We start from the raw sequence: 15824 nt of genomic DNA on the forward strand, positions 1-15824 counted from the left end.
AGGTGAACTGATTTTGTTACAGGAACTGTCCATACGCAATTTTGCTATCATAGAAGAACTTCATGTATCGCTGGAAAAAGGGCTGACTGTGCTTACTGGTGAAACCGGAGCCGGGAAATCGATTATTATTGATGCCGTTCACTTGCTTGTAGGCGGCCGTGGTTCGTCCGAATTTGTTCGTCATGGAGAAAAGAAGGCTGAAATAGAAGGAATGTTTCAAATTGACAGCCCCGATCACCCTTGTTTGGAAAAGGCGCAAGAGTTCGGCATTGATGTCGAAGAAGAAGCGATTGTCATTCGACGTGAAATCTCTGCAAACGGCAAAAGCGTGTGCCGCATCAACGGCAAGCTTGTAACGATCGGGATTTTGCGTGAGGTAGGTTCAGCTCTCGTTGATATCCATGGCCAGCATGAACATCAAGAGTTAATGGATGCCAGCCAGCATTTACGCCTGCTTGACCATTTTGGCGGAACGGAAGTGTTAGCGGCGAAGGATAGCTATGCGGAGGTTTACAAACGTTATGAACAAACGGTCAAAGCTATTAGCCAGTTGAGCGAAAATGAGCAACAGATGGCTCATCGATTGGACTTAATTCAATTTCAGCTTTCAGAAATCCAAAAAGCAGACTTACGGATTCACGAAGACGATGAACTTATGGAGGAAAAAAGAAAGCTGAGCAATTTTGAAAAACTGTATGAATCTGTTCAAAATGCCGCCAATGCCCTGCAAGGTGAAGGAAAGGGACTCGATTGGATTGGATTGGCCATGACTCAGTTGGAAGCTGCAGCTGAGATTGATGAGTCATATAAATCAGCCTACGAAGCCGTATCCGAGAGTTTTTATGTGCTTGAAGATGCCGCTCGACATGCAGGCTCAGCTTTGGATGGTCTCGAATTTGATCCAAATCGACTTAACTTTATTGAAGCAAGACTAAATGAAATCAATCAGCTGAAAAGAAAGTATGGAGGCTCTATCGAGGAGATTTTAGAGTATGGAGCCAAAATTGAAGAGGAAATTGACACGTTAACTAATAGAGAAACGCATATTGAAAAATTGCGTCATGAACTCTCAGCGTATGAGAAGGATTTGCTGCTTGAAGGAGAGCAGCTAAGCCATTTAAGACGGAAGGCTGCCAAGAAATTGACGGATGCCATTCATCTCGAGCTTAAGCAGCTATACATGGATAAAACAGTGTTTCAAATCCAATTCTCCACAATAGATGGAAAAGACGGAGTCCAGCCGAAGGTCTTTAAAAAAGATGGCCTTGATGAAGTAGAGTTTTATATTTCAACGAACCCGGGAGAACCGGTTAAACCACTTTCTAAAGTAGCATCGGGTGGAGAATTGTCACGGATTATGCTCGCCATGAAGACAATTTTTTCGCAGCACCAGGGCATCACTTCCATCATATTCGATGAAGTAGACACAGGAGTTAGCGGTCGTGTAGCTCAAGCTATCGGCGAGAAAATATATGAAGTCGCTGTCCATTCACAAGTGCTTTGTATCTCCCACTTGCCACAGGTGGCCGCTATGGCTGATACTCACTTATACATTTCAAAAATGATGAAAAATGGGCGGACGAAAACCCTAGTGGAGCCATTGAAAAACGAAGCAAAGGTCCGGGAGATTGGCCGCATGATCTCTGGAGTGGAGATGACAGATTTAACGAAACAACATGCAAAAGAACTGCTCGATCTGGCTGCCTCGTTAAAAATAAAATAAAAAGAAAAGCTGCTCTTGCGGCTTTTTTCTATCTTTTCATTTACAAGTTTAGAGCATCTCGGAAAGAGATATAAAAGTTCAATCGATATGGTTACGTCGGCAAAGGAGAAGGGGAGATATGTTTATAGCGGTAAGTGATTTTGTGTTTAATTTGGGTGTTGCTACTATTTTATCCATGATCATGGGACTGGAGAGAGAAATCAAGAAAAAGCCTCTCGGTTTAAAAACATGCGTCGTTATCGGAATTACCAGTTGTTTGCTTACCGATGTTTCCATTGAGGCGGCCAATCATTTCGCTATTCCTTACGAAAAACCAATGGATCCGCTCAGGCTTGCTGCCCAAATTGTATCAGGAATTGGTTTTTTGGGAGCAGGTGTTATTTTAAGAAGGAACAACGATATCATTTCCGGACTGACTACCGCAGCCATTGTTTGGGGAGCCGGAGCGATTGGCATTGCCTGCGGGGCCGGCTTTTGGATGGAGGCCATCATTTCCACCTGTCTAATTATTATTAGTGTAGAAATTTTTCCGGTTATATTTAAATGGATTGGTCCTAAATCCTTAACGGAAAAGCAATTAAAGGTAAAAATTATCGTTGATAATGATGATAAAATGACTGAAATACTCAAACAAATGAAACAGAAGGGCATGAAAGCCCATAAAGTTCGGATTAAAGATGTGCAAGAAGGAACGCTCCAACAATTGGATTTAACAATTTTGGTGAATGAGAAACTGTACGCCACTGATGTCTATCATGAGTTGAAACAAATAAAACACGTCATCAGTGTAGAAATGGAAGCACTTTGATCGCCTGCCCTATGCAGGCTTATTTTTTTTGCTCTTTTTCATTGTCAGTCGCACCCAACTGTGGGCAGCTTTTTACGTAATAATTGACGCTCTTCAAGGAAAAAGTATAGATACAGCCGGCAAGTCGGGCTTGATTAGAAGCGAGGAGAGTGAACGGTTTGAACAAGTATACATTCAATACAATCACTGGTGGAATTCTCCTTGTTTCATTTGTAGTATGTTTCGTTATTTCTTCTTTTATAAATAGCGTTTATGCTGCAGGCATCGGACATTCAGAAAAAGATAAAACCTCAGCGGCAGCAGACTATACGCTTAATGATGAAGCCGAGCTTTTGCAGCTGGCAGGCTTTCCAGAGAAAAATGAAAAAGCAGCAGCAGCTAGCAAAATCCGTGTTATTCCAGGAGGGCAATCAATCGGCATTAAATTGAATACATTTGGTGTCCTTGTTGTTGGCCATCATCTTGTGGAAACTGTTGGCGGCAAGCAGTCGCCGGGAGAAAAAGCAGGAATTCGGATTGGCGATATGATTACGGAGATCAACGGAAAAAAAATTGAAAAAATGCAGGACATCAGCGCATTTGTTCAACGGGCGGGTCAAGAGGCTACACCGCTCCAAGTGACAATACGCAGGAATCAAAAAGTTGTTCATACGGAATTAAAGCCGTTAAAGGATAAAAATGAACAATCATTTAAGATCGGTTTGTATATTCGTGACTCTGCCTCAGGCATTGGAACACTCACTTTTGTAGAACCGGAGTCAGGGAAATATGGAGCATTGGGACATGTCATTGCCGATGCAGATACAAAAAAACCAATTATCGTTCAAGGTGGAGAAATTGTAAAATCAAAAGTGACGTCCATTGAAAAAGGCCGCAATGGCAACCCGGGTGAAAAGCTGGCTCAGTTTTCGACCGGCCAAAAAAAGCTGGGTGACATTAAAAGAAACAGTCCATACGGCATATTTGGACGCTTAAACCAGCCGATTTCCAATAATTTAGTGAAGAAATCTTATCCAGTTGCTTTGTCTCATGAGGTGAAAGAGGGACCAGCTAAAATTTTAACAGTTATAAACGGGGAAAAAGTGGAGTGGTATGATATAGAAATCGTGAGCACCATCCCCCAAAAATATCCTGCAACAAAAGGGATGGTTTTAAAGGTGACAGATAAGCGGCTTCTTGACAAAACAGGAGGAATTGTTCAAGGGATGAGCGGAAGCCCCATTATTCAAAATGGAAAAGTGATTGGTGCGGTCACACATGTGTTTGTCAATGACCCCACATCAGGATACGGTGTTCACATTGAATGGATGCTCAATGAGGCAGGGGTTTCCTTGACGGAAACAGAGAAGAGTGAAGCGAGTTAAACAAGCGGAGCAATCCGCTTGTTTTTTTATAAATGAAAATGGAAGAAATTCGTCGAAAATAAAAGAAAATCAACGAAAAAAATATATATTATTAAAATTTAAAGGAAATCATTTCCCTTTGTCGAAAAAACTATTAGAATAAATGTACACTTGCGAGAGAGCAAACGGATGGGGAGGAATTTAACTATGTCTAAAATAAAAGTAGCTATTGTTGATGATAACCGGGATCTTGTGAATATGCTTGAAGAGTACATCTCTTCTCAGGAGGATATGGAAGTCACAGGAAGGGCGAGCAATGGACAGGACTGTTTGGATATGCTGCCTGACGCTAAGCCAGATGTACTCATTCTGGATATTATCATGCCTCACGTCGATGGATTGGCCGTTTTGGAAAGAATGAGAGATCTTGATCTTGAAACGGTTCCTAATGTAATCATGCTAACGGCTTTTGGACAGGAGGATGTTACGAAAAAGGCGGTGGAGCTCGGTGCCTCCTATTTTATGCTGAAACCATTTGATATTGAGAGTTTGTTTAATCATATCCGCCAGGTAAGCGGTAAAGAAAACTCGATGATGCGGCGTTCGTCGCAAGAAACATTAAAACAACCAGCAAAAAAGGCGGTTAATCTTGATGCAAGCATCACAAGCATCATTCATGAAATCGGTGTGCCCGCCCATATTAAGGGGTATATGTATTTGCGTGAAGCTATATCTATGGTATATAACGACATTGAACTGCTTGGGTCTATTACCAAAGTTCTTTATCCAGATATTGCAAAAAAATACAATACAACGGCCAGCCGTGTAGAGCGGGCGATTCGTCATGCGATTGAAGTGGCTTGGAGCCGGGGGAATATTGATTCAATCTCTAGTTTGTTTGGCTATACTGTCTCCATGACAAAAGCTAAACCAACCAACTCGGAATTTATTGCCATGGTAGCAGATAAGCTCCGTCTCGAACATAAAGCTTCTTGAAAGCGAAAGGATGCTAATAATACCCGTAAGTAAAGCCGCCTGCTAAGTTCGTGGTACATAGCAGAAGGTAGAGAAAAAGGATGTGTTTCTATGACCGCTATCTTTGCTCATCGCGGCTTTTCTGCAATAGCTCCCGAAAACACACTAGCCGCTTTTAAAGCGGCAGAAGCAGCAGGAGCTGATGGCATTGAACTAGATGTTCAGCTGACAAAAGATGGACGTCTTGCTGTCATTCATGATGAGAAGTTAAACCGCACAACAAATGGTCAAGGCTATGTGAAAGACTGGGAATGGAAAGATCTGTCACAGTTAGAAGCGAAATATAAGTTTCCAGAAGCCGTTCATGACATTGGCATTCCGCTTTTGGAAGATGTGTTTGAATGGATGAGGGAAAATGAACTTATTTGTAATATCGAGTTAAAAAATAATGAGTTTCCCTACAAGGGAATGGAAGAAAAAGTGATTCGGCTCATCCGTCAATTTAACTATGAAGGCCGCGTGATTATTTCCTCTTTTAACCATTACTCGCTAACTTATGTATACCAGCTCGCACCGGATTTAGAGACCGCAGCTCTTTATTCTGCCCATCTTTACATGCCATGGAAATATGCTGAGGCTATTCGGGCGGGAGCTATTCATCCGAATATTCGCACAGTCAAAGATGAGATTATCCGTTCAGCCGTTGAGAATGGTATTCATATTCGGCCTTATACAGTCAATAAAGAAAAGCAAATCCGCTGGCTAATTGAAGAAGGCTGCTCCGGTCTGATTACTGATGACCCGAAAACAGCCTTATCTATTCGAGACAGTGTGTTAGATGTGTAAAAAAGCTCCTTATGCGTTACCTGCCAAAAAGCAGAAACACATAAGGAGCTTTCATTTGTCTTTAAATCGGTTTTGTACTTTATTGTTTTTTCGATCCCTGTAGAAAATAAAGCCAGCAACAAATCCCAGCCCGCCAACAAATAGAACGAGGCCAATCAGAAACTGCAGCCATAGAAACGGAAAAGGAGGTTGCAGTATGCCAAATAGCATATCCCTCATTAATTTTATACCAAGTCCCGCTAAGAAACCGGGGATAACTAAAACCAATAACGCCAGTAGTCGGATCATTTAGTTTTACTCCTTCAACTCTTACTCACAAAAATCATATCCTACCTATAAAATTTGTCAAGCGGGATTTACAGGTATAAAATAAGAGTATGCAAGAATTTGCAGGCTGAAAGAAAGCGGGGGGATGGCTTCATGCAAACAGCTTTAATTATTGGCGGTGGACAAGGCGGCCTTTCAGTTTTAAAAATATTGATGGACAGCCAAATGATGAAAGTAATAGCGGTGGCAGATGTAGATAAGGGGGCCCCGGCTATTCGTTTGGCACGGGAGATGGGGATTTCGACAGGGCAGAATTGGCAGTCATTCATGAAAAAACAGCCCGATGTCATTATTGAAGTAACCGGAGACAGCTGTATATTCGAAGCAGTTCGCCAATATGATCCCAATGCTGTTGTGATTCCAGGTAGTGTCGCTTATATACTGGCTCAGCTCCTCAAACAAAAAGAGGAACTAATTATGCGGCTGAAAAATCAGTCGTATCAATATGACGTCATCTTTGAATCCATTGATGAAGGAATGATCGTCATCGACCAGACAGAAAAGATTATCCTGTTCAATAAAAGTGCGGAACGTATTCTCGGGGTTAGGAAGCAGAACGCCATTGGGCAGCATGTAACGGAAATTGTACCGAACAGCCGCTTGCCGGAAGTGTTAAAACATAAACAGGCGGAAATTAACAGGGAACAAAAGTTGACAGAGAATGAGAAGATTATTACATCGCGGTTCCCAATGATCACAGCAGAAGGAAAGGTCATTGGAGCTTTTTCTATTTTTAAAGACATTACCGAAGTTGTTAATCTGGCTGAGGAGATCACTAATCTCAAGGAAATTCAAACGATGCTTAAGGCGATTATTTTTTCTAGTGATGACGCCATTTCAGTAGTAGACGAAAAAGGAAGAGGTTTGCTCATTAATCCGGCGTACACGAGATTAACCGGTCTCAGTAAAAAAGAGGTGATTGGAAAGCCCGCGACCATCGATATCTCAGAGGGAGACAGCGTGCATTTGCAAGTGCTTGCCAAGAAACAGCCAGTACGTGGTGTGAAAATGTATGTTGGTCCTAAAAAAAAGGAAGTCGTTGTAAATGTCGCCCCTATTCTTGTAGATGATAAGCTGAAAGGCAGCGTAGGCGTTATCCACGATTTAACAGAAATTCAATCGTTAACGAAAGAACTCGACCGTGCAAGACAAATTATTCGTACACTGGAAGCAAAGTATACATTTGAGGAAATCATTGGCTGTTCTGAAGAAATGAAAGTTGCTGTGGAACAGGCGAAAGCTGGAGCGAATACACCGGCAACCGTTTTGTTAAGAGGGGAGTCTGGGACTGGAAAAGAATTATTTGCTCACGCCATTCACAATGCTAGTGATCGCCGCTACAATAAATTTATCCGTGTTAACTGTGCAGCTCTCACAGAATCATTATTGGAGAGCGAGCTGTTTGGCTATGAAGATGGAGCTTTTTCAGGTGCCCGTCGCGGCGGCAAAAGGGGATTATTTGAAGAGGCAAATAACGGAAGTATTTTTCTCGATGAAATTGGTGAGTTAAGCGCCAACATGCAGGCAAAACTTTTGCGTGTGTTGCAAGAGCAAGAGATTGTTCGAGTGGGTGGAGCAAAATCTATCGCTGTTAATGTGCGGGTTATTGCGGCTACAAATGTTAATTTAGAAAAAGCGATGGCGGAGGGGACATTCCGTGAAGATTTATATTACCGGCTTAACCGGATGCCTATACATATTCCCCCACTTCGCAATCGAAAGGTAGATATCCCGCTTTTGTGTGAACGGCTCATCGCAAAGATCAATCAGGATTACGGAAGAAATGTCGAAGGAGTAACTTCTGAAGCAATGGAACGGTTGATGAACTATTCTTGGCCAGGTAACGTGCGGGAATTAGAGAATGTTTTGGGCAGAGCGATGATTTTCCTAAATTACAGCGACAGTTTCATTGATGCAGCTGCTCTGCCGCCGTTGTTGGAGGGAAAAAAGGAAATGAGCAGCATAGGAGATGAGTGGCGGGATGCTGGCAATCAAAAAGGGCATTCACTGCAAGAAATGCTGGATCTCTATGAAAAAGAAATCCTCCAATCACGCTTGGCTAAAAATAATGGAAATAAAACGGCAGCAGCTAAAGAATTAAAAATCTCCATTAGGAATTTATACTACAAGCTAGAAAAGTATCAGTTGCATTGAATTGCCTGCAAAAAATTGCACGGTATGCAAGCAACTGCAGAGAACGAATTGGAAAATAAAGCGTTTTCATAAAGGTGTTAGTGGCATAAGAATTGCATTATTAAGGCCAGACAGAGAATGTTAACGACTTAGAATAAGGAGGATGAACAATGGAAATTTTTAAATATATGAAAACATATGATTATGAACAGCTCGTATTTTGCCAAGATGAGGTATCGGGGTTAAAAGCAATTATCGCTATACATGATACAACATTAGGACCTGCGCTTGGCGGCACAAGAATGTGGACCTATGCATCGGAAGAAGCAGCTATTGAAGATGCTCTTCGTCTGGCACGAGGCATGACATATAAAAATGCAGCCGCAGGCTTAAATTTGGGCGGCGGGAAAGCGGTGATTATTGGTGATCCCCGCAAAGATAAAAATGAAGAAATGTTCCGGGCGTTCGGCCGGTATATCCAAGGGTTAAATGGTCGGTACATTACAGCTGAAGATGTTGGTACAACAGTAGAAGATATGGATATCATCCATGAGGAGACAGATTATGTCACGGGGATCTCTCCTGCTTTCGGTTCCTCTGGCAATCCTTCGCCGGTTACCGCTTATGGTTGCTTTGTCGGTATGCAAGCAGCAGCCAAAGAGGCTTTTGGCACAGACTCACTCGAAGGTCTCACTGTTTCGGTGCAAGGAGTAGGAAATGTCGCTTATCATTTATGCCGGCATTTACATGAGGCGGGAGCCAAGCTAATTGTAACGGATATTAATAAGGAGGCAGTAAAGCGGGCTGTCGATGAGTTTGGTGCTGTAGCGGTGAATACTGATGAAATTTATGGGGTCGAGGCCGATATTTTTGCTCCATGTGCTCTTGGAGCAGTAATTAATTCATCCACTATTCCTCAATTGAAAGTAAAAGTGGTCGCCGGCTCTGCCAATAATCAATTAAAAGAAAACAAAGACGGTGACGAACTGCATGAACGTGGCATTATTTATGCTCCTGATTATGTAATTAATGCCGGCGGTGTAATTAATGTGGCGGATGAACTGAATGGTTACAATCGGGAGCGCGCCATGAAAAAGGTTGAGCAGATTTATCATAACATTGAAAGAACCGTTAATATTTCCAAGCGTGATCACATTCCAACCTACCAGGCGGCGGATCGCATGGCTGAAGAGCGCATTCAGAAAATGGGCAAGGCAAGAAATCAATTCTTATTGAATGGCCATCACATTTTATCAAGACGGAAACATTAATTGAGAAGCGGAGGGGTGCTCTTGCAAGCAAAAGCATTCCGCATGCTCGTTATGTATGTATCTAAAGAAGAAGTGATAGCGGGCGTGTTTCATAATCAAATAGCCGTATTTGAACAAGCTTTTCCATATGAAAAGAAGACGCCGGCGGAGCTGTGCCTTCATTTGCTGGCTTCACTTGATAGAGAAGGAATGAACCTTTCAAAGCTTCAGGTCGTTTGTGTACCGAGATCGTTGGATACAACCCTGGAAGATGGGAAGAAAGAAGTCGACTATGGGGTAAATATGGCCTGTTATATCTCAGGCCAATTAAACATCCCTGCTTATTTTGTGGTTTTCAGTCAACTCCCACAAACAAGATGCAAATATTCCACTTACCAAGGGGATCGCTATTTACTCTCTTTGGCAGAGCAGACCCTTTTCATCTTAACGGGGGATGATTAATATACTAGGTATGGACCAGAGAAAGAGGAGGAGAAGATTTGGCTGAAGAATATGATTTAGTTATTCTTGGCGGAGGAACGGGCGGATATGTTGCTGCGATTCGTGCGGCACAGCTTGGTTTAAAAACAGCAATTGTAGAAAAAAGCAAGCTCGGAGGGACATGCCTTCATAAAGGGTGCATACCGTCTAAAGCCCTGCTGAGAAGTGCAGAGGTATTTAAGACTGCCAAAAAAAGTGAAGAGTTTGGAGTAACAACAGGCAGCGTAACGTTAAATTTTGCAAGGGTACAAAAGCGGAAGCAGGACATTGTAGATACGCTTTACAGCGGTGTGCAAGGATTAATGAAAAAAAATAAGATTGATATATATGAAGGGTTTGGTCGCATTTTAGGTCCATCTATCTTCTCCCCGATGCCAGGAACGGTGTCGGTTGAAATGAATGACGGAACCGACAATCCCATGCTTATTCCTAAAAATGTTATCATTGCAACAGGCTCCCGTCCGCGTTCTCTGCCGGATCTTCCTTTTGATGGGGAAACCATTTTATCTTCTGACGATGCATTAGCGCTTGAAAGCCTTCCAGCATCAGTCATTATTGTCGGAGGGGGCGTAATCGGCATTGAGTGGGCTTCTATGCTTGTTGATTTTGGAGTCAAAGTAACGGTTCTTGAATATGCAGATCGAATTCTACCAACAGAAGATATGGAAATTTCCAAGGAAATGGAGCGCTTGCTCAAAAAGCGCGGAGTAGAGATAATCACTCGTGCAAAAGTGCTGGCAGAAACAGTGGAAAAACAAAATAGTTCTGTGACCATTCAAGCAGAAACGAGTGAAGGACAGAGCACTCACAAAGCAGAGAAACTGCTCGTGTCCATTGGCCGACAAGCAAACACAGAGGGCATCGGCCTTGAAAATACAGAGATTGAAGTGGAGAAAGGGACTATAGCCGTCAACGAATTTTACCAGACGAAGGAGTCTCATATTTATGCCATTGGAGATGTTATTGGCGGCTTGCAGCTTGCTCATGTGGCTTCTCATGAAGGGATAACGGCTGTTAACCATTTAGCTGGGGAAGAAGCAGACCCGATTGATTATACAATGGTGCCTAAATGTATTTATTCCAGTCCCGAAGCAGCAAGCGTCGGCTTGACAGAACAGGAAGCGAAGGAACAAGGATATGAGTTAAAAACTGGCAAGTTTTCTTTTCGTGCAATCGGAAAAGCTCTCGTCTACGGAGAAAGCGATGGCTTTGTTAAAATAGTGGCAGATAAAGAGACGGATGACTTACTTGGCGTTCATATGATTGGCCCTCATGTAACAGATATGATTTCAGAAGCGGGTCTCGCCCGTGTACTTGATGCAGCTTCATGGGAAGTGAGTCATGCGATTCATCCGCACCCAACGCTTAGTGAAGCGATCGGGGAAGCGGCTCTTGCTGTGGAAGGTAAGGCCATTCATTCATAAGGATAGAAAGAAGGGAGAGAAATAGCTATGGCTGAAAATCGTCACACTGCGATAGGATTAAGTGATACAACAGTGCTGGAAATGTATGAAACAATGCTGCTTGCCCGCAGGATTGATGAGCGGATGTGGCTTCTTAACCGTTCAGGAAAAATTCCTTTCGTTATTTCCTGCCAAGGTCAAGAAGCGGCACAAGTAGGAGCGGCTTTTGCCCTCGATAAACAAAAGGATTATGTGCTGCCGTATTATAGAGATATGGGAGTCGTACTAACCTTTGGAATGACAGCAAAGGACCTGATGCTTTCTGGTTTTGCAAAAGCAGAAGATCCTAATTCGGCCGGCCGTCAAATGCCTGGGCATTTTGGCCAAAAGAAAAATCGAATTGTAACAGGGTCTTCCCCGGTTACTACCCAAGTTCCTCATGCAGTTGGAATCGCCCTGGGAGGGAAGATGGAAAAAGAGGACATCGTTGCTTTCGTTACTTTTGGAGAAGGTTCCTCCAACCAGGGGGATTTTCACGAGGGAGCCAACTTTGCCGGTGTGCATAAATTGCCAGTTATTTTTATGTGCGAAAATAATAAATATGCGATCTCAGTGCCTGTAGAGAAGCAACTGGCATGTGAAAACGTTGCTGATCGGGCGCAGGGATACGGCATGCCTGGTTTTACCATCGATGGAAATGATCCGATAGAAGTATATAAATATGTAAAAGAAGCGGCAGATCGGGCGCGGCGCGGAGAAGGCCCAACGTTGATCGAGACAGTCTCCTACCGTTTAACAGCCCATTCATCAGACGACGATGACCGTACTTACCGCTCACCGGATGAAGTGGAAAGAGCAAAATCAAATGACCCAATCATCACGTTTGGCAATTACCTGAGAGAGACGGGTGTGCTGAATGATGAAATTGAAAAAGAAATTAATGATCGCATTATGAAAGAAGTCAATGAAGCGACCGATTATGCTGAAAATGCACCGTATGCAAATCCGGAAGATGCATTGACTTACGTATATGCGGAGAAGCAATAGGGGGAGAAAAGGATGCCGGTAATTTCTTATATAGATGCGGTTACAATGGCGATGCGCGAAGAAATGGAACGGGATCCGAGAGTATTTGTTCTCGGGGAAGACGTCGGAAAAAAGGGCGGTGTCTTCAAGGCGACAGCCGGTTTGCATGAGCGGTTCGGAGAAGATCGTGTAATGGATACGCCGCTTGCAGAATCGGCGATTGCGGGAGTAGGCATTGGCGCAGCGATGTATGGTATGCGGCCCATTGCTGAAATGCAGTTTGCTGATTTCATTATGCCGGCTGTGAATCAAATTATCTCAGAGGCAGCCCGCATTCGCTATCGCTCGAATAATGACTGGAGCTGTCCAATTGTCATTCGGGCGCCATATGGCGGCGGAGTGCATGGGGCCTTGTATCACTCTCAATCAGTGGAAGCAGTATTTGCCAATCAGCCAGGCTTAAAGATTGTTATGCCTTCCACTCCTTATGACGTAAAAGGCTTGTTGAAAGCAGCTATCCGCGATGAAGACCCTGTCTTGTTCTTTGAACACAAGCGGGCTTACCGGTTAATTAAAGGAGAAGTGCCTACAGAGGACTATGTACTCCCGATCGGTAAAGCGGATACTAAACGTAAGGGAGAAGACATTACCGTCATTACTTATGGACTGTGTGTCCACTTTGCTATGCAAGCGGCAGAGAAATTAGCAAAGGATGGAATCGAAGCAGAAATACTTGATCTTCGTACCGTTTATCCACTTGACAAAGAAGCAATTTGTGAAGCAGCAAAGAAAACAGGAAAAGTTCTGTTGATCACGGAGGACAATAAAGAAGGTAGCATAATGAGTGAGGTAGCGGCCATTATTGCCGAGAACTGCCTGTTTGATCTCGACGCTCCTGTTAAACGATTGGCAGGCCCTGATGTGCCAGCAATGCCTTATGCACCGACTATGGAGAAGTTTTTCATGATGAACCCGGACAAAGTAGAAAAAGCTATGCGGGAATTGGCCGAGTTTTAAGGCGAACATAGAGAGAGGAGGTTTTTTTGTGGCAATAGAACAAGTAATGATGCCCCAGCTTGGGGAAAGCGTCACTGAAGGTACCATTAGCAAATGGCTTGTCCAGCCGGGGGATCATGTGAACAAATACGACCCAATTGCTGAAGTGATGACAGACAAAGTAAATGCGGAAGTGCCTTCTTCCTTTACAGGCACGGTGACAGAGCTTGTAGCGGCTGAAGGTGAAACGCTCGAGGTCGGAGCCGTCATCTGCCTGATGGATATTGAAGGGACAGGAGAGAAGAAGGAGTCATCCCTACAGGAGGCTTCTGACGCTGTCCAGTCAAAGCCGGCAGAGGAGACAGAAACGAAGGCGGAGAACAAAGCCCGGTATTCACCGGCTGTTTTAAAACTTTCCCAAGAGCATAATATTGACTTAACGCAAGTGAATGGGTCCGGAAAGGGCGGACGGATTACGCGTAAAGACTTATTGAAAATAATAGAATCCGGTGAAGTGAGAGCACCGCAGCAAATGGCTCCACAGCCAAAAGCAGATGCCCCAGAAAAAACAACAGCTCAAGCACAGGCAAAGCCATTGGTTTCCTCCATGCCGGGAGATATTAGCATGCCGGTGAGCGGCGTTAGAAAAGCAATTGCTGCGAATATGGTCCGTGCTAAGCAAGAAGTGCCGCATGCGTGGACGATGATGGAAGTAGATGTAACAAATCTTGTTGTCCGCCGTGACGCTTTAAAAGAAGAGTTTAAGAAGAAGGAAGGCTTTAATTTAACTTATTTTGCTTTCTTTGTGAAAGCTGTTGCTCAAGCTTTAAAAGAATTTCCACAAGTAAACTCGATGTGGGCGGGCGATGAAATTATCCAAAAGAAAGAGATTAATCTTTCCATTGCCGTGGCCACAGACGATGCTCTATTTGTCCCTGTGATCAAGCAGGCTGACGAGAAAACAATTAAAGGCATTGCCCGTGAAATTCACGAGCTGGCCGGCAAGGTTCGCTCCGGCACACTCAAGGCGGAAGATATGCAAGGGGGAACCTTCACAGTAAACAATACAGGGTCATTCGGTTCCGTGCAATCAATGGGAATTATCAATTATCCGCAAGCAGCTATCCTGCAGGTAGAGTCTATTGTAAAGCGTCCTGTTGTCATGCCGGGCGGCATGATTGCTGTGCGTGACATGGTGAATCTTTGTCTTTCATTGGATCATCGTGTGCTTGATGGACTAATCTGTGGCCGCTTTTTACAGCGTGTAAAAGAAATTTTGGAGAACATTTCAGCGGATACTTCCGTTTATTAAAAAGCAAGGGAAGCTGACCGCTGGCGCAAGGCCAACGGTCAGCTTCCTTTTTGCTGTTTTTGTATTTGATACAGAAAGCTTGATAAGAAAATAAGCAGAAAAATGATTCCGGTTCCAGTGGAAAGCCACTCACGTTTCCCGGTATTAAATAAAGCGTGCATACTATAAGAGATGATCATATTCGCGAATAAAATCACTGCTGCAACGAGAAGGCTTACAATAGCTGCTTTTAAATAAGTAACAAAAGCTATCACGGTTGCTGCTCCATCATTAATCCTTCTTCAAAAGACAAGTTAGCAGGTTCATCGAGCAGTTCAGCTGTCACTTCCAAATTTGTCGTTGGAACAGATGTACTTACCTCTGTAAATGTAAATCCGTCCATCCATACGTGTCCGATGCCGGATAATAATACACCGAAGGAAATAACTGAACTGTCTTCTGTTACATCAAGGACAATGGAATACAGATTCCATTCTGTACTGCCGGTAATTGGCCGGTTGTTCATATTATCGAATTGCAGCACATCTCCTGCCGCGTTGTCTACTCTCATCCACATGCCGGCAAATTGGTCAACTTTTTCTGTTTTAATGTAAGCAGATAACTTGACTCGTTTTCCAAGAAATTTAGCTGCTTTAAATTGTTGCATAATCGTAGCAAATTCGTCTGCATTTTGAACAGTGACCGATTTTAAATAACCGGAACAATTTCCTTGATGCACAACTTTCGTATCTGTTCCCATCTCATAATGGAATGGATGACTGCCGCTTAAAAACCATCCTTTTGCCTCTTTATGATTGTCCATGTTTCCGCCTCCATTTTTGATTAAGATTGAGCCTATCAATTTGCGGTATTGCCCTGGGGGCATGTGGAACATTTTCTTGAAGGCTCTTGTAAAAGATTCCTGTGTTCCAAAATGAAAATCCAGAGCAATGCTAATGATCGGTTCGTCTGTATAACGAAGTAAACCCGCTGCCTGGGTCAGCCTTCTGCTCCGTATATATTCCGCTATTGTCATGCCGGTTTCTTTTTGGAAGATCCGGTGAAAATGATACAAAGAAAAACCGGCATAGTCCGCTATCTTGGCGGCTGTCAGTTCGTCGGTTAAATGCGCCTCGATAAAACGAATGGTTTCTTGCAAAACAGGTTGATAATTCATTGGCTGGCCTCCTTTATAAACAGCA

General features: G+C 43.4%; 15 protein-coding genes. 12 read left to right on the forward strand and 3 right to left on the reverse strand.

Going from position 1 to position 15824, the window contains the following annotated elements:
- The first annotated feature begins 13 nt into the window (after positions 1 to 13).
- The 5 genes from recN to ACH0BF_RS05305 all read left to right on the forward strand — a co-directional run bounded on the left by recN (position 14) and on the right by ACH0BF_RS05305 (position 5695).
- Positions 14 to 1723 carry a DNA repair protein RecN gene (gene recN, locus ACH0BF_RS05285; protein WP_340853365.1) on the forward strand — a complete coding sequence of 570 codons (1710 nt, stop codon included), beginning with the start codon at positions 14 to 16 and terminating at the stop codon, positions 1721 to 1723.
- Between the two features lie 118 nt (positions 1724 to 1841).
- The gene (locus ACH0BF_RS05290) at positions 1842 to 2531 is read left to right on the forward strand and encodes an MgtC/SapB family protein (protein WP_120032860.1); all 690 of its coding nucleotides are present in this window, start codon (positions 1842 to 1844) and stop codon (positions 2529 to 2531) included.
- A gap of 158 nt (positions 2532 to 2689) precedes the next feature.
- Positions 2690 to 3895 carry a SpoIVB peptidase gene (gene spoIVB / locus ACH0BF_RS05295; protein ID WP_340853366.1) on the forward strand — a complete coding sequence of 402 codons (1206 nt, stop codon included), beginning with the start codon at positions 2690 to 2692 and terminating at the stop codon, positions 3893 to 3895.
- A 186-nt stretch (positions 3896 to 4081) separates the two neighbouring features.
- Positions 4082 to 4870, forward strand: a complete 789-nt coding sequence (spo0A, locus tag ACH0BF_RS05300) for a sporulation transcription factor Spo0A (protein WP_340853369.1) — start codon at positions 4082 to 4084, stop codon at positions 4868 to 4870.
- A gap of 90 nt (positions 4871 to 4960) precedes the next feature.
- On the forward strand, positions 4961 to 5695 hold the full coding sequence (locus ACH0BF_RS05305; protein WP_120032850.1) for a glycerophosphodiester phosphodiesterase: 735 nt from the start codon (positions 4961 to 4963) through the stop codon (positions 5693 to 5695).
- A 51-nt stretch (positions 5696 to 5746) separates the two neighbouring features.
- Here the strand turns inward: ACH0BF_RS05305 and ACH0BF_RS05310 are convergent, their stop codons facing one another.
- On the reverse strand, positions 5747 to 5983 hold the full coding sequence (locus ACH0BF_RS05310) for a DUF2627 domain-containing protein (RefSeq protein WP_120032847.1): 237 nt from the start codon (positions 5981 to 5983) through the stop codon (positions 5747 to 5749).
- 132 nt (positions 5984 to 6115) lie between these two features.
- Here ACH0BF_RS05310 and ACH0BF_RS05315 point away from each other — a divergent pair, with 132 nt between their 5' ends.
- From ACH0BF_RS05315 to ACH0BF_RS05345, 7 genes are all read left to right on the forward strand, one after another.
- Positions 6116 to 8176, forward strand: coding sequence for a sigma-54 interaction domain-containing protein (locus ACH0BF_RS05315; RefSeq protein WP_120032844.1), 2061 nt, complete (start codon positions 6116 to 6118; stop codon positions 8174 to 8176).
- A 149-nt stretch (positions 8177 to 8325) separates the two neighbouring features.
- A complete protein-coding gene (gene bcd, locus ACH0BF_RS05320) occupies positions 8326 to 9426 on the forward strand; it encodes a branched-chain amino acid dehydrogenase (RefSeq protein WP_340853375.1) in 1101 nt (366 codons plus the stop codon).
- 21 nt (positions 9427 to 9447) lie between these two features.
- Positions 9448 to 9867 (forward strand): hypothetical protein, encoded by a 420-nt coding sequence (locus tag ACH0BF_RS05325; RefSeq protein WP_340853379.1) that lies wholly within the window; start codon positions 9448 to 9450, stop codon positions 9865 to 9867.
- A 38-nt stretch (positions 9868 to 9905) separates the two neighbouring features.
- Positions 9906 to 11330, forward strand: a complete 1425-nt coding sequence (gene lpdA / locus ACH0BF_RS05330; protein WP_120032834.1) for a dihydrolipoyl dehydrogenase — start codon at positions 9906 to 9908, stop codon at positions 11328 to 11330.
- A 27-nt stretch (positions 11331 to 11357) separates the two neighbouring features.
- Positions 11358 to 12356: a thiamine pyrophosphate-dependent dehydrogenase E1 component subunit alpha gene (locus ACH0BF_RS05335; RefSeq protein ID WP_120032831.1), complete on the forward strand. Its 999-nt coding sequence runs from the start codon at positions 11358 to 11360 to the stop codon at positions 12354 to 12356.
- Between the two features lie 12 nt (positions 12357 to 12368).
- Positions 12369 to 13352 carry an alpha-ketoacid dehydrogenase subunit beta gene (locus tag ACH0BF_RS05340; RefSeq protein ID WP_120032828.1) on the forward strand — a complete coding sequence of 328 codons (984 nt, stop codon included), beginning with the start codon at positions 12369 to 12371 and terminating at the stop codon, positions 13350 to 13352.
- A 28-nt stretch (positions 13353 to 13380) separates the two neighbouring features.
- Positions 13381 to 14643 carry a dihydrolipoamide acetyltransferase family protein gene (locus tag ACH0BF_RS05345; protein ID WP_340853386.1) on the forward strand — a complete coding sequence of 421 codons (1263 nt, stop codon included), beginning with the start codon at positions 13381 to 13383 and terminating at the stop codon, positions 14641 to 14643.
- Positions 14644 to 14681: 38 nt separating this feature from the next.
- On the opposite strand, the gene ACH0BF_RS05350 is transcribed toward ACH0BF_RS05345, so the two are convergent.
- Positions 14682 to 14897: a hypothetical protein gene (locus tag ACH0BF_RS05350; protein WP_340853388.1), complete on the reverse strand. Its 216-nt coding sequence runs from the start codon at positions 14895 to 14897 to the stop codon at positions 14682 to 14684.
- On the reverse strand, positions 14894 to 15799 hold the full coding sequence (locus ACH0BF_RS05355) for a helix-turn-helix domain-containing protein (RefSeq protein WP_340853389.1): 906 nt from the start codon (positions 15797 to 15799) through the stop codon (positions 14894 to 14896). The genes ACH0BF_RS05350 and ACH0BF_RS05355 overlap by 4 nt, the downstream gene beginning before the upstream one ends.
- Positions 15800 to 15824 lie beyond the last annotated feature (25 nt).

It is taken from the genome of Pseudobacillus sp. 179-B 2D1 NHS, from assembly GCF_045370945.1.
Classification (GTDB): domain Bacteria; phylum Bacillota; class Bacilli; order Bacillales; family Domibacillaceae; genus Pseudobacillus.

Coding starts and splice junctions, on each gene's coding strand:
- ACH0BF_RS05290 (WP_120032860.1), top strand. CDS start 1,842: ATGTTTATAGCGGTAAGTGATTTTGTGTTTAATTTGGGTGTTGCTACT.
- spo0A (WP_340853369.1), top strand. CDS start 4,082: ATGTCTAAAATAAAAGTAGCTATTGTTGATGATAACCGGGATCTTGTG.
- ACH0BF_RS05305 (WP_120032850.1), top strand. CDS start 4,961: ATGACCGCTATCTTTGCTCATCGCGGCTTTTCTGCAATAGCTCCCGAA.
- ACH0BF_RS05310 (WP_120032847.1), bottom strand. CDS start 5,983: ATGATCCGACTACTGGCGTTATTGGTTTTAGTTATCCCCGGTTTCTTA.
- ACH0BF_RS05315 (WP_120032844.1), top strand. CDS start 6,116: ATGCAAACAGCTTTAATTATTGGCGGTGGACAAGGCGGCCTTTCAGTT.
- bcd (WP_340853375.1), top strand. CDS start 8,326: ATGGAAATTTTTAAATATATGAAAACATATGATTATGAACAGCTCGTA.
- ACH0BF_RS05335 (WP_120032831.1), top strand. CDS start 11,358: ATGGCTGAAAATCGTCACACTGCGATAGGATTAAGTGATACAACAGTG.
- ACH0BF_RS05340 (WP_120032828.1), top strand. CDS start 12,369: ATGCCGGTAATTTCTTATATAGATGCGGTTACAATGGCGATGCGCGAA.
- ACH0BF_RS05355 (WP_340853389.1), bottom strand. CDS start 15,799: ATGAATTATCAACCTGTTTTGCAAGAAACCATTCGTTTTATCGAGGCG.